The organism is Streptomyces sp. NPDC091416 (assembly GCF_044756845.1).
GTDB lineage: Bacteria > Actinomycetota > Actinomycetes > Streptomycetales > Streptomycetaceae > Streptomyces.
On the sequence record NZ_JBIVTU010000024.1, the window covers coordinates 1 to 20,642 of the forward strand.

Sequence of the window (20,642 nt, forward strand, 5' to 3'; positions counted from 1 at the left end):
GACCTGGCCCACTACGGGAAGGACCTTCCGGCGGCGATCCGGAACCTCACCGGCGGACGCGGAACCGACGCGGTCATCGATGCCGTCGGCATGGAGGCCCACGCGACCGGCGCGCCGATCGGCAGGGCGAGCCAGTGGGCCACCGGCCTTCTTCCGGACGCGGCGGCCCGCAAGCTCATGGAGCGTGCGGGCATCGACCGCCTCGGCGCCCTCCTCACCGCCATCGACGTGGTGCGCCGGGGCGGCACGATCTCCATCTCCGGCGTGTACGGCGGCGCCGTCGACCCGTTGCCCCTGCTCACCATGTTCGACAAGCAGATCCAGTTGCGGATGGGCCAGGCGAACGTCAAGCACTGGGTGCCCGAGATCCTGCCGCTGCTGGTCGACGACGATCCGCTGGGCGTGGACGGTTTCGCCACGCACCGTCTGTCCCTGGAGGAGGCCCCGATGGCGTACAAGACCTTCCAGCAGAAGGCTGACGGGATGGTCAAGACGCTCCTGCGGCCCTGAGGGCCGGGGCTCTGATCGCTTGGCGCCCCGCCGTCTGCTCCTCCGGCGCATTCGCGTGCCGACGAGGCCGTGGCGGGCAGCTTGTGCCGTCACCGGAAACGATCACCTGGTTGGGCTGCTGTTCTCCCGGGTGCTGCCGAGAACGCTTTGCGTGATGCGGGGGCGGACTACGGTGTGCGTCATGGCGAGAGGGACCGACCGTGCCGTCCTGGCCGCCGGCGTGCGCATCGCGCTGGAGAGGTACTGCCCCGGCTCGCATGCGGAGCTGATCGGTTCGCTGGCATCGGGCACGGCGGACGCCTTCAGCGACATCGATATCGCCTCGCTCGACCGGCGGACCGAACCGATGGAACGGGTCGGCGAATCGATCGTCGCACGGGAACCGTCCGTGAGGCGCTCCTCCGCCAGGGCTGGATCCCGCCTGACAGCCAGGCCGACTCCCTCTGGCTCCGGCCCGGAGAGCGGACCCCCTCCTCCGCCGGACACTGTCAGGACTCCGGCGCGACCGTACGGCACTGTGGCCACGACGGAGTCAGGGTCACCATGGGAGCGCGAGGCGAACGACGTGTTCCTGATGGCGGCGGCATCATGGCGCGGGGATGCCGCCGAGATAGGCGCGGACAGCCCCTGAGGTCTCGTCGTGTCGGCCGAGCACCAGCAGGTCCGGTCCCGGTGGCGCTCCGTGCAGGGGGCGGTAGGTGAGGCCCGGCAGGGCGATGCGCTCCGTGGCGGTGGGGACGAGGGCCACGCCGGTTCCGGCCAGGGCGAGGGCGAGGGCGCCGAGGGTGCTGCCGACCAGGCGGACCCGGGAGTGGTCCTCCTCCGCGGCGGCGGGCCAGAGCCGGGAGAGGACGGTCTCGTCCTCCTCGCTGCTCGCGAAGACGATGAGATCGTGGGCGCCCAGGGTGGAGGTGGTCACCGAGGGCGCGAACGCCAGTTCATGGTCGGAGCGCAGGGCGACGGACAGCGGGGTGGGTGCGCGGCGAATGACGTGCAGGCCGTCGGTGTCGCCGAGGCCCAGGTCGGGGCAGTACCCCAGGTCGAGCGCGCCGTCGCGCACCGCCTGGATCTGGGCGGCCGGAGGCAGTTCGGTCAGGGCGAGACCGACCCGGGGATGCGCCTGGTGGAAGTCGCGCAGGTCGTCGGAGAGGACGCCCTGGAGGACGGCGACGCCGGCGAAGCCGATCCGGACCGTCCCCGTCTCGCCGTGCACCGACTCCCGGGCCACCTGGAGGGCGCGGTCGGCCTGTGCCAGGGCTCTGCGGGCCTCAGGCAGCAGCAGTTCACCGGCCTCGGTCAGCTCGACGCGTCGGCTGGTACGGGAGAACAGGCGGCCGCCCACCTCCCGCTCCAGTGCCTGGACCTGGGCGCTGAGGGTGGACTGGGTGACGTGCAGCAGGGTGGAGGCCCGACCGAAATGCCGTTCGTCGGCGACGGCGACGAAATAGCGCAGGTGCCGCAGCTCCACCGTCCACTCCTGTTCATCGTTCCTGACGATTGGTTGATCGTATCTTTCGGTTGGACCTATCGCTGCGCCGGCCGCACGCTGGACGCATGAACGTGACATCTCAGGATCGACAGGACATCGCCGACCTCATGACCGGGTGGATCCACCGGGACCTGGGCGAGTGGGACCGGCTGAAGGGCCTCTTCCACCCCGACGGCCGGATCGAGATCACCTGGTTCGAGGGGCGGGCGTACGAGTTCGTGGACGCCTCCGCCCGGATGGGGGCCTCCGCCTTCCGGACCAAGCACCTGATCACCGCCCCGGTGGTGACCTTCTCCGCTGACGGTGTCCGCGCTGTCAGCGAGACCAACGCCGTCATCATCGGCGAGAACATCGACTTGCGCCTCGGCTGCGACGGCCACAACCGGTTCATCGACCGTCTGGAGAAGCGGGACGGGGTGTGGCGCATCAGCGACCGCAAGAGCGTCTACGACTTCGGCACCTTCACCTTCCCCGCCGGGATCGTCGAAGTGGACGCGGAGACCGTTGCTCGGTACCCGCGCGAGTACGCCGCTCTCGCCTACCTGCTGGAGGCCAGCGGATTCCCGGTGAGCCGGGTCTTCGCGACGAAGGGCAGCGACCTGGAGCGCGACATCAAGGAGTCCGCCCTCGCCTGGCTGGGCGAGCAGGCCGGCAAGTGACGGCCACCGCCGCGAACGAGAAGTCCAGAGGACCGCGATGAAACTGATCACGATCGAGGAACACACGCTGCACACCGGTGTGGCCAAGGCGTCCGCCGCCCGGACAGCAGGCGTCAGTCCTGGATTCGGAGCGTCCTTCGCCCCGGCGAGCGGTCTGCCGTACAGCCCGTCGGCCGAGGTGCTGGAAGACGTGGACGAGGGCCGGATCGCCGCCATGGACGCCGACGGCATCGACATGCAGGTGCTCTCCAACCTCACCACCCAGTACCTGCCCGCCGACGTGGCACCGGAGCTGGTCCGCGACGTCAACGACCGCCTCGCAGCCGCCTGTGTACGCCGGCCCGACCGGTTCGCCGCCTTCGCGTCACTGCCCACCACCGCCCCCGAGCACGCCCCGGACGAACTACGGCGCGCGGTCGAGGAACTGGGCTTCGTCGGCACCCTCATCCACGGCCGCACCGACGACGAGTTCCTCTCTGCCGAGCGGTTCGACCCGATTCTGCGCACCGCTGCCGAGCTGCGCGTTCCCGTCTACCTCCATCCCGCTCCGCCGAGCCGCGTCACCGCTGCCGACAACTACGAGGCGGGGCTGAACGAGATCGTCGCCACCCGGTTCGCGACCGCGGCGTGGGGCTGGCACAACGAGTCCGGCGTTCACTTCATCCACCTGGTGCTCAGTGGTGTCTTCGACCGCTACCCCGAGCTGCAGTTCATCCTCGGTCACTGGGGCGAGGCCGTCCCCTGGTACCTGGACCGTCTCGACGAAGCCCTCCCGCGCAAGGCCACCGGCCTGGACCGCACCATCGGCGAGTATGTCCGACAGAACACCTACTACACACCCAGCGGCATGTTCACCGTCCCACACCTGCGCTTCTGCACGGACCTCCTCGGCACCGACCGCATGATCTATTCGGTCGACTACCCGTTCGTGGGCAATGCCGGATCCCGTGCGTTCCTGGCCGGCTCCGGACTCTCCGAAGACGCCCAGCACGACATCGCCCACCGCAACGCCGAACGACTCCTGCGCCTCTGACCGCCCCATAAGCAAGGCGGTCAGAGGCGGGGGCCGCTTTCCGAGCGCGGGGCCCGTCCAGAAGGACGGCGAGGACGCCCACTTCGGCTGCGGCCGTGAACAGGCGCACCCCGGCGGCTTCTTCGACTCATGGAACGGGCCGCGAAAATCCTGGACGCCGGCGCCGGCCGGTTCGGCGGCGACGTTGTTGACGCTCATGGCAGGGCATGTCCGTGCAGCCGCGGTGCGCGGGGCTCGTCGCTCCATGTCCGGCGCACCGCACCCGAGGAGGTGGCTTCAGGCGGTCGGGGCCCAGAGTCCGTCGGCCGCACCGCGGGCGAGGTGCTCGGTATAGACGGCTACCTTCCAGGTGATGACGGACCGGCACTCCTCCAGCGCCTGGATCTGTGCGTCGACGCGCTGTCGATGGGTATCGAGCAGGTGCAGGCGTTCCGCTTCGTTGCCCGGTCCGTGGCGTACCAGTTCGGCGAAGTGCTTGAGGTCGCCGAGCGGCATGCCGGATTCGCGGAGTCTGACGCAGATCAGCAGCCATTCGACGTCGACGGGGGTGTAGCGCCGTCGGCCGCCCGATGTGCGCTGGACGGGCCCCACGAGCAGGCCCTCGCGCTCGTAGAAGCGCAGCGCGTGCACGCTCAGCCCGGTGCGCTCGGCCACCTCGCCGATGCTCAGCGGCTGCGCGGCAGCCTCGCTGGTCGCCATCCCGCTCACCCCTTGGCTTGATCTAGACCTCGCTCTAGATCGTAGCGTCCTCGGCATGACCGTTACTGATCAGCAGTCACTCGGCTCGCCCTTCTCTGCCGCCACCACCGCCGAGGACATCGTGGCCGGCCTCGATCTCTCCGGAAAGACCGCCGTGGTCACCGGGGGCTATTCCGGGCTCGGCCTGGCCACCACACTGGCGCTGACGACCGCCGGAGCCCGTGTCATCGTTCCCGCCCGCCGCCCCGACGCCGCCCGTTCCGCTCTGGAGGAGATGAAGAACTGCGAGGTCATCCCCATGGACCTGACCGACCTCGCCACTGTCCGCTCAGCCGCCGAGGACCTGAGCGACCGGCTCGACCGGATCGATGTCCTGATGGCCATCGCCGGCGTCATGGCCACCCCGGAGCGGCGCGTCGGGCCCGGCTGGGAAGGCCAGCTCACCGCCAACCACTTCGGGCACTTCACCCTCGCCTGCGAGCTCTATCCCCTCCTGGCCGCCGCGGACGGCGCGCGCGTCGTCGTCAACAGCTCCGCCGGACACACCCTGACCGGCATCCGCTGGCACGACCCGCACTTCCGTACCGGCTACGACAAGTGGCTGGCCTACGGCCAGGCCAAGACGGCCAACGCACTGTTCACCGTGCACCTCGACGCCATCGGGCAAGGCGACGGCGTCCGGGCCTTCGCCCTCCACCCCGGCAAGATCATCACCGGCCTCCAGCGCGAGATGGCCTTGAAGGAACAGATCGACCGCGGCTGGGTGGACGAGCACGGCCATGTCATCGGCGAGGGCTTCAAGACCCCCTCCCAGGGCGCCGCCACCGGCCTGTGGGCCGCCACCTCCCCACTCCTCGACCACCGGGGCGGCCTCTACCTGGAGGACTGCGACATCGCGCGCGTCTCCGCCCTCGGCACCCCTATGGACGACGGCGGCGTCCGCGCCTACGCCATCGATCCCGACGAGGCGACCCGGCTCTGGGACCTGTCTCTCGCCGCGACCGGCGCCACCCCGATCACTCGGTGAAGCCGCGCTCCGCCTCTGCCCTGCTGCCCGCCGCGACGGCGGGCAGCAGGGTGAGGACCGTCCCCGGGCCGATCACGGCCGCGCCGGGCAGAGACCTCCGGCGTTCCGTCATCCGAGGCCAAGGGAACAGGGGATCCAGGTCCTGTCAGGAGTTCCCGCACAGGACCCAATCAGCACAACAGATGGTTGTTTCCATGGCGCAGAGGGTTGTTTGCGTGGCGGAGACCGCGAAGCTGTAATGCCTACCTGCACACCCACTGGTTTCCAAGGGATCGCCGGGGGCGACACGTATCACTCACGGAGATCCTGCCCCGACGCCTCAGCAGCTGGAGCACCGATCCCATGCGCAACGAACAACGCATCCGCAGTCGCACGCCCGAGTCCCGGGCCTTCGCGGAACGCGTGCAGCTCGTCATGACACTGACGGCGCGTCTCAACACCCTCCCTTTCGACCACCTCGACGCGAGGAAGACGCTGCTGGGAGAGATCTTCGACAGCCCTCTCCCCGACTCCCTGACGATTCTGCCGCCGTTCTACTGCGACTACGGCCTCGGAGCCACCTTCGGCGAGAAGGTGTTCATCAACCAGGGTTGCTACTTCCTCGACCTTGGCGGGATCACGATCGGTGACCGGGCCCTGATCGGCCCCGGGGTGACCCTGAGCACCGCCGGTCACCCGGTCGAACTCGATGAGCGCTACGACGGCATCACCCACGCCCCCATCGTGATCGAGGACGATGTCTGGATCGGGGCTGCCGCCACGATCACGCCCGGAGTGACGATCGGTCGGGGCTCCGTGGTCGGAGCCGGCTCCGTGGTGGCGCAAGACGTACCGGCGATGAGCGTGGTGACGGGCACGAGCGTGGTCGAACGCCGACGGCTCAAGACACCGTCCGAAACCGTCGGCGGTTCAGAACGCTGACTGTCCTCTGGACCGATGCCGACTTCGAGTTGCGTGGTGTGACCGTCCAGCGCGACCGGCTGCGGTCCCGCTGCAAGCGCGTCAGCGGCGACCGCAGCCGGTCGCAAGCGGCTTCTGCTCGCAGAAGACCAACAGCCGCCGGCTGCTCCCGGACATCCGGTCAGCAAACGGTCAGCACGTGTCCCGGACGTGCCCGCGCCGGCCGGCCTGCGACCGTCGCCGATGAGGATCCGGCGCCGGAGATCGCCGTGATGGCGGGGTGCGGTCCGGGCAACGGAACGGCGCCGGTGGCGAACGTCGACAACGTCGTGACCCAGGACGTGTAGCGGTTGGCGAGCAGATCCACTCCCACACGCTGAAGCCGGCGAAGCCGAAGCACCGCGAAGCGGGGGAGTCCCGGGAAGTACCACTGCCCCGATCGGTACGGGAGGCGATCGAGCGCTACGAAGAAAGACGCGGCACCACCAAGGGCGTTGTCCGTATGGGCCGGGCGCTTTCGTCACCGAGGGCATGGGGGTCCCGTTGGGCCAAGGCACGGTTGAAGCTCCCCCGTTGACCTGGACACGCGCACACGTGGACACGCGCACACGTGGACGGATGGGTCTCAGGGGGAGTGGTTCAGGTGGGGCAAGAGGACTCCGAGCCAACTGAGGACGGCCTCTGCACGCACTCCCCGACGCCCTCACACGGCACTTGAAGGAACCTCAGCAGCAGGCGACATGCGCACGCCGGTCGCGTTCGCGACGAGGGCGACGGCTCCGCAGGCGGTCGCCGTGGTGCCGAGAGCCGCCGCGCGCAGGCTGATGTGGGGGCGTACGGCGGGCACGACGAGTTCGTGGAGCTCGCGTTTCAGCGGATCCATGAGGGCCGTGCCGGTACGGGTCAGGGCGCCGCCGATGACGATGACGGCCGGCGCGAACGTGTTGGCGAGCGCGGCCAGCACGCCGCCCACCGCGCGCCCCGTCTCGGCCAGCACCCTGCAGGCCGCCTCCTCGGCGTTACGGGCCGCCACGGCCAGATCGGCGATGTCCGAGGCCAGACCGCCGCAGGCGTGGTAGCGGTCGAGGACCGCCTGGCTGGAGGCGATCGTTTCCAGGCAGCCGCGACCGCCGCAATGGCACGGCCTCCCGCCCTCCCGCTCGACGTTGACGTGGCCGAGCTCCCCGGCGGTGGCGTAGAGACCCCGGTGCAGAGCGCCCGCCTGGATCAGGCCGCCCCCGACCTCGCGGGACAGCGACACGGACAGCAGGTCCGGCTCGCCCGCCGCCGCACCCCAGGTCGCCTCGCCCAGGGCGGCGAGCCGGTAGCCGCGCTCGACGCGGACCGGGGCGGCGAAGCGTTCGCGGACCAGTTGAGCCACCTCGACCTCGGGGCCGGGGCGGGCCGGCCGTCCCGGGCGCGGGACCGTGCCCGGGCCGCCGATGCCGACGCCGACGCCCTTCACCGCTCCGGGGCCCAGGGCGCCCCCGGCCAGGGTGACGGCGAGGCGGTGAGCCGTGCGGACGCGCTCCTGCCAGTCGGCCGTGCCCGGTTCCTCGGCGCCCCGGACACCCATCAGCTGGCAGGCGTCGTTCGCCAGGGCGACCCGGGTGGCCCGTCGGGTGAACTCGATCCCGAGGAACTGGGCGCGTCCGGGGTTGAGGCTCAGCCGTTCGACCGGACGGCCGCGGCCCCGGCCGTCCCCGGCGGCGAGTGCGGCGGTGATCGCACCGCTGTCGACGAGGGTGGCCACCGCGTCGTAGACGGTGGTCCGGGGCAGCCCGCTGAGGTCCATCAGCTGGGCGCGGGTCACCGAGCCGTGGTGCGACACCAGCCGCAGGACCATTTCCTTGCTGCTGGGCTTCCTGGGGGCGTGTGCCGGAGGGCTCGCGTGGTTCGGCAGCCGGTCGGCACGCCCTTGCGGGGCGGTCATTTCGGTGCGCTCCTGGTCAGTCGAGGAGTTCTTCTCGGTGGGGGGAGTCCGCGCCCTTCCTGGAGCAGGTGACGGCTGCGGCGCGGGCGGCGAAGGTCAGCAGGTCATCCCATTCGTCGCGGCTCAGCCGGGCACCGGCCCGGAGCGCGTCCTTGCGGTGGAGTCCGTCGAGCAGGGCCGCGTAGACGGTGTCGCCGGCGCCGATCGTGTCGACGACCTCGCAAGGGGCGGCCGGTACATGGAGTGTGTCGCCGGTGGCGGTGACCGCCCACAGTCCGGTGCTGCCACCGGTGAGGACGACCGCGGACGGACCCGAGCGGGCCCAGGCACGCACGGCGTCGAGCACCGAGGCTTCGTCGGGCGCGCACCGGGACAGCCACACCGTGTCCTCGAACGACACCTTCAGCAGCGACAGATGGGGGAGCCAGCCCCGGAAGCGAGCCCGATAGGCGTCGGGGTCGTCGATGACGCCCGGCCTGATGTTGGGGTCGAGCGCCGTGAACACGCCCCTGCCGGACTCCCGCAGGAGCAGGCCCTCGTAGACGCTCGCCGTCGGCTCCAGGGCGAGTGAACAGGTGCCCAGCACGAGAGCCCGGGTGTGCGGTGGCAGGGCGTCGGGGGCCGTGAAGAGACGGTCCGCGGTGCCCCGGTGGTAGAAGGTGTACGCAGCCGAGCCCTCGTCGCCGATCGCCGTCACGGCGAGCATCGTGGGCTCCGGTCCCCGCTGGACGAGCGAGGTGTCGACACCGGCCTTCTGGAGGCCCTCGGTCAGCGCGGTTCCGTACACGTCGGTCGAGACACGGGAGCAGAAGGCGACCGGGGCCCCGAGCCGCCCGAGGGCGACCGCCGTGTTGTACGGTCCGCCGCCGCGTCTGGGGAGCATCAGCGGCAGGCCGCTGCCAACTGCTCCGTCACCGGCCGCGGGTACCAGGTCGATCAGTGCTTCTCCGCCTACTACGATCACGCTCGGCCTTCCTCGTATGTGCGTGCCGGCGCGCGGGGCGGCGTGCTGAACCGCCCCCTGTACGCCGGTGGTCGGCGCGCGGCCGGAACGGTCGCGCGTACGGGAGTCGCTTCCCTGCCGGTTGGGTACGGCGGGCGCGGCGGGCCCGGCCCGCGTCTCAGCTGGGCAGCTCCTGGGCGGCGGCGTACCTGCGCTCGCCCGAGCCTCGCTGGATCAGTCGGTTCTGCACGACGACGGTGCGCGGGCGCGAGTGGTCCCCGCCCAGCCGCCGTAGTGCGATGGCGCCCGCCTCGCGCCCGATGGTGACCGGGTCCTGGGCGACGACGGTGAGCGCGGGCGTGAGCAGCTCCGCCATCGGCACGTCGTCGATGGCGACCACGGCCACGGGGTCGCGGCCGGGCCGCCCGAGCTCCGCCATGGTGCCCAGGGTCATGACGTTGTTCCCGCTCACCACGGCGGTGGGCGGACTCTGCAGGGCGAGCAGCCGGGACAGGGCCTCGGCCGCACCGTGCTCGTCGTGCGCCTCACCCACCAGGACACGGTCGTACGGGATGCCGGCTTCGGCGAGGGCCGCCCGGTATCCCGCCTGGCGCTCGCTGCGGGTGTACAGGCTGCGCGGGAGGTCGCCTATGAAGCCGATGCGGCGGTGGCCGTGGGCGATCAGGTGCGCGGTGCCTTCCCTGGCACCTTTGCGGTTGGAGCTGACCACCGTGTCGGTGGCCAGTCCGTGCCCGGGGCGGTCGATGAAGACGACCGGGAGCCCCTGGGCGCGGTGCCGCTTGAGATGGCCGTGGTCCGCGCCGACGGAGGGAACCACCATCAGCGCGCTGACCCGGCGGGCGAGAAAGGACCGGGTCAGGTCCGTCTCGCGCTCCGGGTCGTCCCCGGAGGAGCCCATGACGAGGGTCAGTCCGTGATCGCGGACGGTGGCCTCGATGCCGCTGGCGACCGAGCCGAAGAAGGGGTTGGCCAGGTCGGGGATGACGAGACCGACGGTGGTGTCCGGCCCGCCGCTGCGGATGCTCTGCGCCATGGGGTTGAGCTGGAAGCCGAGCCTGCTCACCGCTTCGAGGACCCGTGCCCGGGTCGACTCGGAGGTGGGGCCGTTCTCGTTGAGCACTCGGGAGACGGTCTTGGCGCTCACGCCCACCTCTTGGGCGACATCGGCAAGAGTCGGGCGGCGGGGTGAGACCATGGCCAGGTTTCTCCGTGTTGAGGCTCTTTCGGCCGGGGCGCGGGGTGCCCGGGCCGACCGAGGACAGGTCGACAGAATACGGTGCGGGGGTGACGGCGGCTTCAGTCGTCGTGCCGGATGCCGACGGCGTCCGCCGCCCGGGAGTCGGCCACGGTCGTCGCCCCGTCGGCCTCCACCCGCAGGGCGCCGGTCATGATCGCCACGACCTCCGCCATGGAGTGGTCCGACGGCTTGATCACCGCCTCCCGCCGGCCCAGCCGGTGTACGTGGACCCGGTCGGCGATCTCGAAGACGTGCGGCATGTTGTGGCTGATCAGGATCACCGGGATGCCCTTGTCGCGCACGCGCCGAATGAGGTCGAGTACCTGGGCGGACTCCTTGACGCCGAGCGCGGCGGTGGGTTCGTCCATGACCACGACGCTCCTGGCCCAGGCGGCCGCCCGGGCCACCGCGACGGCCTGGCGCTGGCCGCCGGACAGCGTCTCCACGGGCTGGGTCAGCGAGCCGAGGCCGATCTTCAGCTCCGCCATGTGCTCGGCGGCCCGGGCCCGCATGGTCTTCTTGTCGAGCATCCGCAGCGCCCGGCCGAGGATGTCCGTACGCCGCAGTTCGCGGCCCAGGAACATGTTGGACGCGATGTCCATGGAGGGCGCGACCGCGAGGTCCTGGTACACGGTCTCGATGCCGTGTTCGTGGGCGTCCTGGGGGCCGGAGAACCGGACGGGCTCGCCGTTCAGCCGGATCTCCCCGGAGTCCGGGACGACCGCGCCGGTCAGGGCCTTGATCAGGCTGGACTTCCCGGCGCCGTTGTCCCCGATGACCGCCAGGACCTCGCCGGGCATCAGGTCGAAGTCGGCGCCGGCGATCGCGGTGACATGCCCGTAGCGCTTGACCAGGTTGCGTGCGCTGAGCACGGGCGTGACCGTGGCGGTGCTCTTGTCGAGAGTGTTCATCGGCCCTTCTTCCGGGAGATCTGGTCGATCGTCACGGCCAGGATCACCAGCACGCCGGTGACCAGGGTCTGGTAGACGGAGGAGACCCCGAGCAGCTGGAGTCCGTTGCGGAAGACGCCGACGATCAGGACGCCCACGAAGGTGCCGAGGACCGTGCCGCGCCCGCCGAAGAGGCTGGTGCCGCCCAGCACCACGGCGGTGATGCTGTCCAGGTTCTCGGTCTGGCCGGCCTGCGGGTCGCCGACGCCGGTGCGCGAGACCAGGAGCAGGGCGGCGATGCCGTAGACGAGGCCGGCGACCGTGTAGAGGGAGATCGTCAGCCGGGAGACGCGGATGCCGTTGAGGCGGGCGCTCTCGGAGCTGTTGCCCAGCGCGTACACGTGCTGTCCCCAGGCGGTGTTGCCGAGTGCGTAGGCGAACCCGAGGAAGAGGACGACGGTGAGCAGCGAGCCGTAGGTGACGTCCGTGGTGCCCAGCGGGAAGGTCTCCCCGAGCCCGGTGAGTGAGTGGGGCAGACCGGTGACGGTCTGCTCCTCGGAGAAGATGTGCGTCAGCGCGAAGGCGACGTTGAGCATGCCCAGCGTGACGATGAACGGCGGGAGCGGTACGAGCCGTACGAGCAGCCCGTTCGCCAGTCCGAAGGCCCCGCAGACCAGGACGCCGGCCAGGATCGCGAGTGGCGCGGGCAGCGGGCTGCTGACGGCGAGCTTCGCCATCACGATCCCGCCGAAGGCCATCACGGCCCCCACCGACAGGTCGATGCCGGCGGTGAGGATGATCAGCGTCTGGCCGATCGCCAGGGTGCCGACGACCATCACCTGCTGCAGGATCAGCGAGAAGTTGCCGCCGCTCAGGAACTCGTCGCTGCTGAGCGCGAAGACGAACGAGGCGAGGATCAGGGCGCCGAACGGCCCTGCCGCGGGCGCCGTCAGGATGCGGCGCAGCGGGGTGGGTTCCTTGGCGCCGGAGTACAGCGCGGAGGCGGTTGAGGTGGTCATCGGCCTCTCCGGGCGGATTGGGGGGTCAGGGTCATCGGGGTCACTTGCCCCAGCAGTTGTCGATGCCGAAGCCGGCGTCCTTGGAGTCCACGCCCGACTGCGCCTTGTCCGCGATGAGCTGGACACCGGTGTCGGTGTAGCCGCTGGCCTTCTTGCCGGTCTTGGCGTAGTCGACGATCGCGGCGACGCCGTCGGCGGCCATCTTGAGGGGGTACTGCTGCGAAGTGGCGGCCAGCTTCCCGTCCTTGACCGCGGCGACGCCCTCGCAGCCGCCGTCGATGGTGACGATCATGACGTCCTTCTCGCGGCCCTTGGCCTTGATGGCGGTGTAGGCGCCCAGGGCGGCGGGCTCGTTGATGGCGTAGACGAGGTTGATGCCGGGGGCCTTCTGGAGGCAGTTCTCCATCGCGGTCTGGCCCTTGGCGCGGTCGCCGCCGGTGTCCTGGGCGCACACCAGCGCGGGGTCCTCGTCGGTGATGCCGTATCCCTCGATGAACCCCTGGTGGCGCTGGACGCCGACGGAGACGCCGGGTGCGAGGTCCAGGGTGGCGATCTTGGCGTCCTTGCCCTGCATGGCGGCCTTGGCATAGGCGCCGATCAGCTTGCCCGCCTTGACGTTGTCGGTGGCGAACAGCGCGTCGGCGGCGTCCTGCGGCTCGGGCGGGGTGTCGAGCGCGATGACCAGGACGCCCTTGGCGCGGGCCTTCTGCAGCGCGGGCACGATGGCCTTGGAGTCGTTGGGGGTGATCAGGATGCCCTTGACGCCGGAGGAGACCATGTTCTCCAGCGCGGTGACCTGTCCGGCGTTGTCACCGTCGTACTTGCCGGCGGCCGTGGTGAGCTTCACGCCCTCCTTCTCGGCCTCCTTCTGGGCGCCCTCGCGCATTTTGACGAAGAAGGGGTTGGTGTCGGTCTTGGTGATCAGGCCGACCTTCACCTCACCGCCGTCCTTCCCGGAGGAACCGGAGCCGGAGCCACAGCCCGTCAGTGTGAGGGCGCACACGGTGACGGTGACGGCCGTGGCGGAGAGCATTCTTCGGGGCATGACGGCTCCTTGTGAGCAGGGGTGAGGGTTGCGCGGGCCGGTGCGGCCACGGACGGGTGAGCCGCTGCGGGGGACGGAATGTCAACGCTGACAGCGGCTCGTACCGAGGATGTTGGACGGCCGGATGCCCGGCGTCAATGGCGAAGCCGCTGATAATTCCGGGACGCCGTCCGGCCGGTACCGCCGATGAGTGCCGCACGCCGGGTGAAGCGATGGCCAAAACGGTTTCAACGACCCCAAGTTCGTCACGGAAAAACTCCCGATCGACACATCCGGCATCATCCGGCCACCCCGGGCCGTTCGCCGGATTAATTCCGCCTTGTGTCCCGCGTGTTGACGGTCGGATACCGGCCACACATCATCGTTCGCAGTTCACGTGTCAGCGTTGACATCGCCGCTGGCCGCCACGCCACTGCCGCCTCGACCCTCATGTCCTGGCAGAACCGGAGCGAGAGTTATGCGTGTACGTCGCAGAGCCCAGGCGTTCGTGATCGCCCTGGCGCTCGGCCTCACCCCCGTGCTGTCGGCCGCGCCGGCCTCCGCGGGTGAGGTGGGCAACTACCCCGAGTTCCCCTACCAGCCCACGACCTACACCGAGGCCTACCGGGGGCAGTTCCACTTCAGCTCGCAGCAGGGCTGGATGAACGACCCCAACGGCCTGGTGTACGCCAACGGCGAGTACCACTTCTTCTACCAGCACAACCCGCACGGGCTGGCCTGGGACACCATGCACTGGGGCCACGCGACCAGCACGGACATGGTCCACTGGACGCAGAAGCCGATCGCGCTGGAGCCGGACGTCCACCCCGGCACGCTGTTCTCCGGCGGCGGTGTCGTCGACAAGGACAACACCTCGGGGCTGAGGACCGGCAGTGACGACCCCATCGTGGTCTTCGCCAACACCGACGGCGTGAGCGTCTACTACAGCAACGACAACGGCAAGACGTTCCAGGCGTACGACAAGGGCCGCAAGCGCATCGACATCCCGGTCCAGAGCCGCGACCCCAAGGTGACCTGGGACGCAGCGCACAAGCAGTGGGTCATGGTGGTCTGGTCGGAGAACGACGGCGACGACCACGGCAACGGCGTCGAGATCTACACCTCGCCCAACCTGCTCGACTGGACGCACTCCAGCCGGTACTCCGCTCAGTGGCTGTTCGAGTGCCCCGACCTGTTCCAGATCCCGGTCGACGGCGACCCGAACCGCAAGAAGTGGGTGCTGACCACCGCCTCCGGCAACTACGTCGTCGGCGACTTCGACGGCACGGGCTTCCACGCGGACCGGGCCGAGCCGCAGCTGATGGACTTCGGCAGCAACCACGCCGGCGGCACCTTCTACGCGGCCCAGACCTTCAACAACGCCCCCGACGGCCGCATCGTCCAGATGGCCTGGCAGGGCGGCAACGTGGGCACCACCTGGACGGGCAACGCCACCTTCCCCGCGGAGCTCGGCCTGGTCAGCACGCCGCAGGGCCCTCGCATCACCCGTACCCCGGTCGACGCGCTGTCGTCCCTCGCCTCCGGCCGCAAGGAGTACAAGAAGCAGAACGTCACAGAGGGCGGCGCCAACCCCTTCAAGGGCGTCATGGCCGACACGTACGAGCTCAGCGCCACGGTCGACGTGGCCAAGTCCACGGCGAAGCGGATCGCGTTCGGCCTGCACGTCCGCAGCGACAACGGCGCCGACCGCACGGTCGTCTACGACAAGGGAGCGGGCACCCTGGACGGCCACCCGGTCGGTCTGCAGAACGGCAAGCTGAAGCTGCGCCTGCTCGTGGACCGCGGGCAGCTGGAGGTCTTCGCCGACGGGGGCCGGTACTCCCTGTCGGACAACGTCAACTTCGATTCCGCCGCCGACAGCCAGGGCATCCGGCTGTATGCGCAGGGCGGCACGGCCAAGCTCGAAAGCGCCGTCTTCCGCCGGCTGAACTCCAGCTGGGGCACCGGACAGTCGACGCTGGAGACCGATCTGGGCGACCGGTGGAACGCCGTCAGCGGCAGCTGGACCGATGTGTCCGGCGGCAAGCAGGGCCGGGGCTCCGGCAACGGCTTCTACCTCAGTACGCGGACTGCCGGTGACGGCACCTATCAGGGCGATGTGTCCCTGGGTACCGCCCAGGCGGCCGGACTCACCTTCCGCGCCAACGACAAGGGCGAGGGCTACACCGTCAACGTCGACAAGGAGGGCAAGGTCAAGCTCTGGCGGCCCGGCCTCGACATCGCCACGTACAGCACGCCGGTCGCCGCGGACAGCACCCGCCATCTCAAGGTGACCACCGAGGGCAGCCGCATCCGGGTCTTCCTGGACAACGGCACCGACCCCGTCATCGACGCGACCGACGACACGTACACCGGCGGCCGCTACGGCGCCAACGTCTTCAACGGCACCGCGACGCTGCAGAACCTCAATACCGGCGGCGCGGGGTTCGACGCCTTCACGACGGCCAAGTGGGCTCCCACGGCCGGGAGATGGACCACCGCCACCGACGGGCTGCACGGCAGTTCCACGGGGGACGGCTTCTATCTGAGCGAGCGCACCGGTGACGACTTCACCTACGAGGGCGACCTCTCGGTCACCAACGGCACCGCCACCGGGCTGACGTTCCGCGCGAACGACAAGGGCGAGGGGTACACCGCCACCCTCGACACCAAGGGCCAGGTGAAGCTCTGGCGCCCCGGCCAGGATCTGGCCACCCACGACACCACCATCACCGAGGGCAGGACGTACCACGTGAAGGTGCGGGCCGAGGGCGAGCGGATTCGGGTGTGGCTCGGCGACGACGCCTCCCCGGTCATCGACATCACCGACGGCACCTACCGCAGCGGCCGGTTCGGGGTGAACGCGTACCACGGCAACATCGTGGCGCAGCACCTCAGGATCGGCTGACCACTTCCCCCGAGCGGGCCGCAAGCAGGCCCCCGGCGCACCTGCCGGGGGCCCGACGGCGCCTGTCAGGGGTTGTACGGCGTGTGGGTCACGGAAGAGAGCTTGAGGTACCGGGCGCCGTCGGCGGTGGCCCAGGTGGAGGCGTCCGGGTTGCCCGGCCAGTCACCGCCCACCGCGATGTTGGCGATGAAGTGCATCCCGGTCCCTGGAGGTGAGGTGTACCAGGTGGTGCCCGAGATGACGCCGTCCACCGCGTAGTCGATGTGGTCGGGAAACCAGCTGAACGAGTAGGTGTGGAACGCGTTGGTCCAGCCGGACGCGTTGGTCCGGGAGAACTGCTGCTGGGCGTTGTTGACGTCGTGGTTGGTCTGGTAGACGACGTTCGGGTTCTGCCCCACGATCTCGGCCGCGTCGAATTCGGGCAGCCAGGGGTTGAGGAACGCCGCCCACACGGCGGGCAGGAGGCCCTGACCGTTGGGCATGCTCGCGGTGAAGCTGTACGTGCCGTACCCGTACAGCGACGACGACTCCACGCGGCCCGAGTAGTACACGCCGCCTCCGGCGTTGTAGGCCTTGATGATCAGCGTGTCGCCCTCGTACCAGACGCAGTCCGGTGTGTACGTCTCCAGCTCGTTGTTGGCGGTCCATCTTCCGTTGATCTTGTTCCACGCGCTGACGCCCACGGGCGCGCCCCAGGAGGCGGCCCGTGCGCTCTGCGCACCCAGCATCAGTGAGGGCGGCACGGCCAGTGCGGCACCGAGTATGCGCCTGCGGCTCGGCATGTGAGGCATGTCGGTCATCACGGCTCCATTGCTTGGACGAATGGGTGGGGGGACAAGGGCCGGTGGGAGCGATTCCATGAGCTGCTTGACGCGGGAGACTAGGAGACCGTTCGTCAGTTGACAAGGGTCGGCGCAGTGCGCGGCCTCTGCGTTAGGAAGCTGAACTCAGGATGTGCTGGTAAGGGCCGTCCCGTAAATGATCTACGGGTGTGCTTCTTGACCACCCACTTTCCGTTACCCGGCCAGGGCGAGGTTGTGCAGGCGAGCGATGCCGAGCATGGCGTGGTGAACGCCGTCACCTTTCGGGCGGCAGTCACGCAGGATCTTCCAGCCCTTCATCCGGGCGAAGACGTGCTCGACCCGGGCGCGGACCTTGCGGTGAGAGGCGTTGTGTTCCTCTTTCCAGGCCGGGAGTTCGGTCTGACCGCGCTCGCGGCGGTGCGGGATGACCAGACGGGTGCCCCGGTAGCCGCCGTCTGCAAGGACCGTGGTCCTGCCGACAGCGTCCTTCGCGCCGGAAAGTTCCCACGCCTTGCAGTCGTAGCGGTTACCCGGCAACGGCCGGCCGACGGCGACGATGAGCCGAGTGTCGGCTTCGATCACGACCTGGTGGTTGGTCGAGTAGCGGTAATTCTTCGACGGCTCGGCGATGGTGGGATCCAAGCACGGAGGCGAGTCCGTCTTCGGCGACCCGGCCACATGGGGAGAGGCCACTGCGGTCACCGTCACCAACACCAACCGATACGGGACCGCGACCGTCCAAGCCTGGGACCGGCTCCACCCACGGCTCACCCGCAGGGCCGCGTGGCTCGACCACGAGGGCCCGTTGCCGATCATCGAGGGCACCGTGATCCGCCTGACGGTCGCGAAACTGCCCGGCGGCGGGGTGAACAAGCCCGTCTGGCTGTGGTGGTCGGGCACCGGCGCCAGCACCGACGACGTCGACCGATGCCGGCAGGCGTTCCTCCGGCGCTTCGATGTGGAACACACATTCCGGCTGCTCAAGCAGACGCTCGGCTGGACCCGCCCGAAACTGCGAGACTCGCAGGCCGCCGACCGCTGGACCTGGCTCGTCCTGGCCGCGCACGCTCAGCTTCGTCTCGCCCGCCCGCCCGCTCGCGCGCGACCTCCGACGGCCGTGGGAGCGGCCGGCGGAACCGAACAGACTCACCCCGGCCCGGGTTCGGCGGGGGTTCAGGAACCTGCGGGCGAAGACCGGCACGCCAGCCGGTGCACCGAAACCCACCCGTCCCGGCCCCGGCCGACCGCTCGGCTCGAAGAACCAGCGGCCCGCCACCCGCTACGACGTCGGACGCGTCCTCGCCACCGGTGAGGCATACACCCGCCCAGCGCACCGCAAGGTCGGCACGAAACCCCGGAGAATCAGCTGAATAGCCAGCTCATGGTCTCTACGGCCGAGCGGCAACAGCATCGACGCCAGACGCCCGCAGCTTGCGGGCCAGGAACTCCATCTCAGGCATCGTGCCCGAGTGGGCTCCCGCCAAGACCTCCCTCAGCAGGGTCTTGACTTCCACCAGACCTATGCCCAGCTCTGCCCGCAGAACCCGCATGATCGCAGCGTTCCTCGCTGCTGGATCCACCTGGAGGCGGGCTGGTCCCCGCTCGGACAGCAGCCGCCCCCGTAGTTCGGAAGGCAGATCACCGCCGCAGTCTGCTATCGCAAACCCGCAGGCTGAACACCTGGACTCCATGTCCCAGCGCAAGGAGCCGTGGACCAGGGCCTGGACGCCCCAGCACTCCAACTCCGCGCCGCAGTCCTGGCACCCAGCTGAGTACCTGATGGTCTCGAAGACCGCCTGATCCATACCCACCCCTTCAAGGAGTTGAGGTTAGACGACAGGCTGAGCGCATGCGATACGAGGAGAAGGCGAAGCTCACCGCCGCGAAGTTCCTGGTCCCGTTGGCCATCCTTGTCGCCTCACCAGTGCTGCTGATGGCTGGAGCGCCGGTCCGCCGCCGCTACCTCCGCTACGTCTACCGGGATGAGGTCCCAGCGATCCTGGACAAGGAACAGGGCCGGATCAGTGTCCACTGGTTCGTGGTCATGAGCCCGTTTCTTGCATGGCTCTGCCGGCCCACAGAGACACTCGCCCGGCTCATCTGGCGCCGAGGTCAAACGGCAAGCTTCGTGCCTGTGTCTGAGCCGTTCATGACATGGCTCTCGGATGGCTGACGCTTTCATGAACGGCGGCTTAGCCTGCGGTTCATGAACCTGGATGCTGAACTGAGCGCTCTTGCTGTCCAAGAGGATCTACCCGCCGACCTTGTGCGGCGTCTGCTTCAGCATCCGCAGGCCCGGCGCTCGGCGGCCCTTCTGCGCAGGGATCTGACTCCGGCGTTGATGGAGGAGATCATCAGGCTCGGCTCCGCCCGCAGTCTGGCCGCCAACGGCTTCGTGCCCGCCAAGTTCAGGGCGCGTTTCGCAGATAGTCCGGAGCCGCTGGTCCGGGCTGCGCTCGCAGCGAGCGTGACCGACGAGCCGCCTGGGCTGCTGGCACGCCTGGCGGCTGATCAGGATCCTTCCGTGCGTGCGTTCCTTGCGATGAACGAGCATCTGCCGCCGCAACTGTTGGCCGTGCTGGCCGAGGATCCCGAGCCGAGCGTGCGGTCATCGGTTGTCGATCACCGGCGGCATGCACCCGAGCCGGTGCGCCGGGCTTTGCTGACGGACTCTGACCCGAGTATCCGCAGGGCTGCCGCTTCGGTGTACTCGCCGCCGGCGGACCTGTTGCCTGCCCTCCTTACTGATCCGCAGACCCGTGCCATTGCTGTCAGGTATGCCCATCCATCCCCGGAGCTGGCCGCTGACCCGGATTCCGGTGTTCGCAAGGCTGTGGCCGCCCATCCGGACCTACCCGCTGAGCTGAGAGATCTGCTCGCGGGTGACCAGGACACCTTCGTCCGCAACGAGATCGCGGCCCGCGCGGACACTCCCTCGACTCTGCGTGACAGCATCAGGGCCACCCTGACAACAGACAACCCCGTGGCCGACTGGTTTCTGTCCTTCCGTCGAAACGCCCACACATGCCCTCCACCTACACCGATTCCACCCAAGCTCCCGCGAGAACAGGCGGAAGAACTCCTCGCCCGCGCCGGCCTGTAGCCGTACGGTTCTCGTTCAGGCAGCCCGAACCAGGTCGGTCGGGGCTGTTCCGCGTTCGGTCCGGATTCCGGGACTGCGGCTGATGCGGCGAGTCATGAGCGTGACGGCGGCCAGGTGATGGGGGCTTCGCTGTGCTGCACGAGTCGTTCGTAGTCTCGTGCGTGGCGTCGCGCCTGCATAATCCAGGACAGGCTGCGTTCGACGACCCAACGGCGGGGCAGAACAACAAATCCGGTGGCGTCCTTGGGGCGGCTGACGGTCTTCACGGTCAGACGTAGGTACTTCTTGGACCAATCGACGAGTTGTCCGGCGTAGGCGGAGTCGGCCCAGGCGATGCCGGACCGCTGGACCAGCACGTGCGTGCCGCTCGTCGTCGTGTGGACGGGCTGCGTGAGGAAGCGGACCGTATCCGGGCCGAGCTCGCGATGGACGAGCAGCAGTGGC

17 protein-coding genes and 4 pseudogenes are annotated in these 20,642 nt (G+C 69.4%); 9 read left to right on the forward strand and 12 right to left on the reverse strand.

Features of this window, described 5'->3' with window-relative positions; translation table 11 throughout:
* Window positions 1-510, forward strand: a pseudogene (locus tag ACIQMX_RS39315) (glutathione-dependent formaldehyde dehydrogenase); the annotation flags it as partial.
* Between the two features lie 586 nt (window positions 511-1,096).
* Here ACIQMX_RS39315 and ACIQMX_RS39320 read toward each other — a convergent pair.
* Window positions 1,097-1,978 (reverse strand): LysR family transcriptional regulator, encoded by an 882-nt coding sequence (locus tag ACIQMX_RS39320; RefSeq protein WP_402485662.1) that lies wholly within the window; start codon window positions 1,976-1,978, stop codon window positions 1,097-1,099.
* An 86-nt stretch (window positions 1,979-2,064) separates the two neighbouring features.
* Here ACIQMX_RS39320 and ACIQMX_RS39325 point away from each other — a divergent pair, with 86 nt between their 5' ends.
* Together ACIQMX_RS39325 and ACIQMX_RS39330 are read left to right on the forward strand one after the other, a co-directional pair.
* Window positions 2,065-2,658 (forward strand): nuclear transport factor 2 family protein, encoded by a 594-nt coding sequence (locus tag ACIQMX_RS39325; protein WP_402485665.1) that lies wholly within the window; start codon window positions 2,065-2,067, stop codon window positions 2,656-2,658.
* Between the two features lie 37 nt (window positions 2,659-2,695).
* The gene (locus tag ACIQMX_RS39330) at window positions 2,696-3,691 is read left to right on the forward strand and encodes an amidohydrolase family protein (RefSeq protein WP_402485667.1); all 996 of its coding nucleotides are present in this window, start codon (window positions 2,696-2,698) and stop codon (window positions 3,689-3,691) included.
* A 276-nt stretch (window positions 3,692-3,967) separates the two neighbouring features.
* Here ACIQMX_RS39330 and ACIQMX_RS39335 read toward each other — a convergent pair whose 3' ends face one another.
* The gene (locus tag ACIQMX_RS39335; protein ID WP_402485670.1) at window positions 3,968-4,390 is read right to left on the reverse strand and encodes a MerR family transcriptional regulator; all 423 of its coding nucleotides are present in this window, start codon (window positions 4,388-4,390) and stop codon (window positions 3,968-3,970) included.
* 55 nt (window positions 4,391-4,445) lie between these two features.
* On the opposite strand from ACIQMX_RS39335, the gene ACIQMX_RS39340 reads away from it, so the two are divergent.
* Complete coding sequence (locus ACIQMX_RS39340) at window positions 4,446-5,417, forward strand: oxidoreductase (RefSeq protein ID WP_402485673.1); 972 nt, start codon at window positions 4,446-4,448, stop codon at window positions 5,415-5,417.
* Here ACIQMX_RS39340 and ACIQMX_RS39345 read toward each other — a convergent pair.
* Complete coding sequence (locus ACIQMX_RS39345; RefSeq protein WP_402485675.1) at window positions 5,407-5,529, reverse strand: hypothetical protein; 123 nt, start codon at window positions 5,527-5,529, stop codon at window positions 5,407-5,409. The two genes, ACIQMX_RS39340 and ACIQMX_RS39345, sit on opposite strands and share 11 nt — an antisense overlap.
* Before the next feature lie 230 nt (window positions 5,530-5,759).
* Here ACIQMX_RS39345 and ACIQMX_RS39350 point away from each other — a divergent pair, with 230 nt between their 5' ends.
* Window positions 5,760-6,338 carry a sugar O-acetyltransferase gene (locus tag ACIQMX_RS39350; protein WP_402485677.1) on the forward strand — a complete coding sequence of 193 codons (579 nt, stop codon included), beginning with the start codon at window positions 5,760-5,762 and terminating at the stop codon, window positions 6,336-6,338.
* Between the two features lie 682 nt (window positions 6,339-7,020).
* Here ACIQMX_RS39350 and ACIQMX_RS39355 read toward each other — a convergent pair.
* From ACIQMX_RS39355 to ACIQMX_RS39380, 6 genes are all read right to left on the reverse strand, one after another.
* On the reverse strand, window positions 7,021-8,250 hold the full coding sequence (locus ACIQMX_RS39355) for an ROK family protein (protein WP_402485680.1): 1,230 nt from the start codon (window positions 8,248-8,250) through the stop codon (window positions 7,021-7,023).
* Window positions 8,251-8,266: 16 nt separating this feature from the next.
* Entirely contained in the window at window positions 8,267-9,214 is a 948-nt protein-coding gene (locus tag ACIQMX_RS39360) for a carbohydrate kinase (RefSeq protein WP_402485682.1), read from the reverse strand.
* A 157-nt stretch (window positions 9,215-9,371) separates the two neighbouring features.
* A complete protein-coding gene (locus tag ACIQMX_RS39365; RefSeq protein ID WP_402485685.1) occupies window positions 9,372-10,409 on the reverse strand; it encodes a LacI family DNA-binding transcriptional regulator in 1,038 nt (345 codons plus the stop codon).
* A gap of 101 nt (window positions 10,410-10,510) precedes the next feature.
* Window positions 10,511-11,362 (reverse strand): ATP-binding cassette domain-containing protein, encoded by an 852-nt coding sequence (locus tag ACIQMX_RS39370; RefSeq protein ID WP_402485688.1) that lies wholly within the window; start codon window positions 11,360-11,362, stop codon window positions 10,511-10,513.
* Window positions 11,359-12,360, reverse strand: coding sequence for an ABC transporter permease (locus tag ACIQMX_RS39375; RefSeq protein WP_402485691.1), 1,002 nt, complete (start codon window positions 12,358-12,360; stop codon window positions 11,359-11,361). The genes ACIQMX_RS39370 and ACIQMX_RS39375 overlap by 4 nt, the downstream gene beginning before the upstream one ends.
* Before the next feature lie 40 nt (window positions 12,361-12,400).
* A complete protein-coding gene (locus ACIQMX_RS39380; protein WP_402485767.1) occupies window positions 12,401-13,393 on the reverse strand; it encodes a sugar ABC transporter substrate-binding protein in 993 nt (330 codons plus the stop codon).
* A 469-nt stretch (window positions 13,394-13,862) separates the two neighbouring features.
* Between ACIQMX_RS39380 and ACIQMX_RS39385 the strand changes: the two genes are divergently transcribed.
* On the forward strand, window positions 13,863-16,292 hold the full coding sequence (locus ACIQMX_RS39385) for a glycoside hydrolase family 32 protein (protein WP_402485694.1): 2,430 nt from the start codon (window positions 13,863-13,865) through the stop codon (window positions 16,290-16,292).
* A gap of 65 nt (window positions 16,293-16,357) precedes the next feature.
* Here the strand turns inward: ACIQMX_RS39385 and ACIQMX_RS39390 are convergent, their stop codons facing one another.
* Together ACIQMX_RS39390 and ACIQMX_RS39395 are read right to left on the reverse strand one after the other, a co-directional pair.
* Entirely contained in the window at window positions 16,358-17,092 is a 735-nt protein-coding gene (locus tag ACIQMX_RS39390; RefSeq protein WP_363076903.1) for a glycoside hydrolase family 16 protein, read from the reverse strand.
* A 216-nt stretch (window positions 17,093-17,308) separates the two neighbouring features.
* Window positions 17,309-17,743 (reverse strand): annotated as a pseudogene (locus ACIQMX_RS39395) (transposase); the annotation flags it as partial.
* Here ACIQMX_RS39395 and ACIQMX_RS39400 point away from each other — a divergent pair.
* The 3 genes and pseudogenes from ACIQMX_RS39400 to ACIQMX_RS39410 form a co-directional block, all read left to right on the forward strand.
* Window positions 17,736-18,465: pseudogene (locus ACIQMX_RS39400) on the forward strand (transposase); the annotation flags it as partial. The pseudogenes ACIQMX_RS39395 and ACIQMX_RS39400 sit on opposite strands and share 8 nt — an antisense overlap.
* 479 nt (window positions 18,466-18,944) lie before the next feature.
* Window positions 18,945-19,268 carry a hypothetical protein gene (locus ACIQMX_RS39405; RefSeq protein ID WP_363076901.1) on the forward strand — a complete coding sequence of 108 codons (324 nt, stop codon included), beginning with the start codon at window positions 18,945-18,947 and terminating at the stop codon, window positions 19,266-19,268.
* 33 nt (window positions 19,269-19,301) lie between these two features.
* Window positions 19,302-20,198, forward strand: a complete 897-nt coding sequence (locus ACIQMX_RS39410) for a hypothetical protein (protein WP_402485697.1) — start codon at window positions 19,302-19,304, stop codon at window positions 20,196-20,198.
* Between the two features lie 72 nt (window positions 20,199-20,270).
* Here the strand turns inward: ACIQMX_RS39410 and ACIQMX_RS39415 are convergent.
* Window positions 20,271-20,533: pseudogene (locus ACIQMX_RS39415) on the reverse strand (transposase); the annotation flags it as partial.
* Window positions 20,534-20,642 lie beyond the last annotated feature (109 nt).

Bases quoted from the DNA above. Each gene is read 5' to 3' on its own strand.
- ACIQMX_RS39325 (WP_402485665.1), top strand. From the start codon at position 2,065: ATGAACGTGACATCTCAGGATCGACAGGACATCGCCGACCTCATGACC.
- ACIQMX_RS39330 (WP_402485667.1), top strand. From the start codon at position 2,696: ATGAAACTGATCACGATCGAGGAACACACGCTGCACACCGGTGTGGCC.
- ACIQMX_RS39335 (WP_402485670.1), bottom strand. From the start codon at position 4,390: ATGGCGACCAGCGAGGCTGCCGCGCAGCCGCTGAGCATCGGCGAGGTG.
- ACIQMX_RS39340 (WP_402485673.1), top strand. From the start codon at position 4,446: ATGACCGTTACTGATCAGCAGTCACTCGGCTCGCCCTTCTCTGCCGCC.
- ACIQMX_RS39345 (WP_402485675.1), bottom strand. From the start codon at position 5,529: ATGACGGAACGCCGGAGGTCTCTGCCCGGCGCGGCCGTGATCGGCCCG.
- ACIQMX_RS39350 (WP_402485677.1), top strand. From the start codon at position 5,760: ATGCGCAACGAACAACGCATCCGCAGTCGCACGCCCGAGTCCCGGGCC.
- ACIQMX_RS39355 (WP_402485680.1), bottom strand. From the start codon at position 8,250: ATGACCGCCCCGCAAGGGCGTGCCGACCGGCTGCCGAACCACGCGAGC.
- ACIQMX_RS39365 (WP_402485685.1), bottom strand. From the start codon at position 10,409: ATGGTCTCACCCCGCCGCCCGACTCTTGCCGATGTCGCCCAAGAGGTG.
- ACIQMX_RS39370 (WP_402485688.1), bottom strand. From the start codon at position 11,362: ATGAACACTCTCGACAAGAGCACCGCCACGGTCACGCCCGTGCTCAGC.
- ACIQMX_RS39375 (WP_402485691.1), bottom strand. From the start codon at position 12,360: ATGACCACCTCAACCGCCTCCGCGCTGTACTCCGGCGCCAAGGAACCC.
- ACIQMX_RS39380 (WP_402485767.1), bottom strand. From the start codon at position 13,393: ATGCTCTCCGCCACGGCCGTCACCGTCACCGTGTGCGCCCTCACACTG.
- ACIQMX_RS39385 (WP_402485694.1), top strand. From the start codon at position 13,863: ATGCGTGTACGTCGCAGAGCCCAGGCGTTCGTGATCGCCCTGGCGCTC.
- ACIQMX_RS39390 (WP_363076903.1), bottom strand. From the start codon at position 17,092: ATGACCGACATGCCTCACATGCCGAGCCGCAGGCGCATACTCGGTGCC.
- ACIQMX_RS39405 (WP_363076901.1), top strand. From the start codon at position 18,945: ATGCGATACGAGGAGAAGGCGAAGCTCACCGCCGCGAAGTTCCTGGTC.
- ACIQMX_RS39410 (WP_402485697.1), top strand. From the start codon at position 19,302: ATGAACCTGGATGCTGAACTGAGCGCTCTTGCTGTCCAAGAGGATCTA.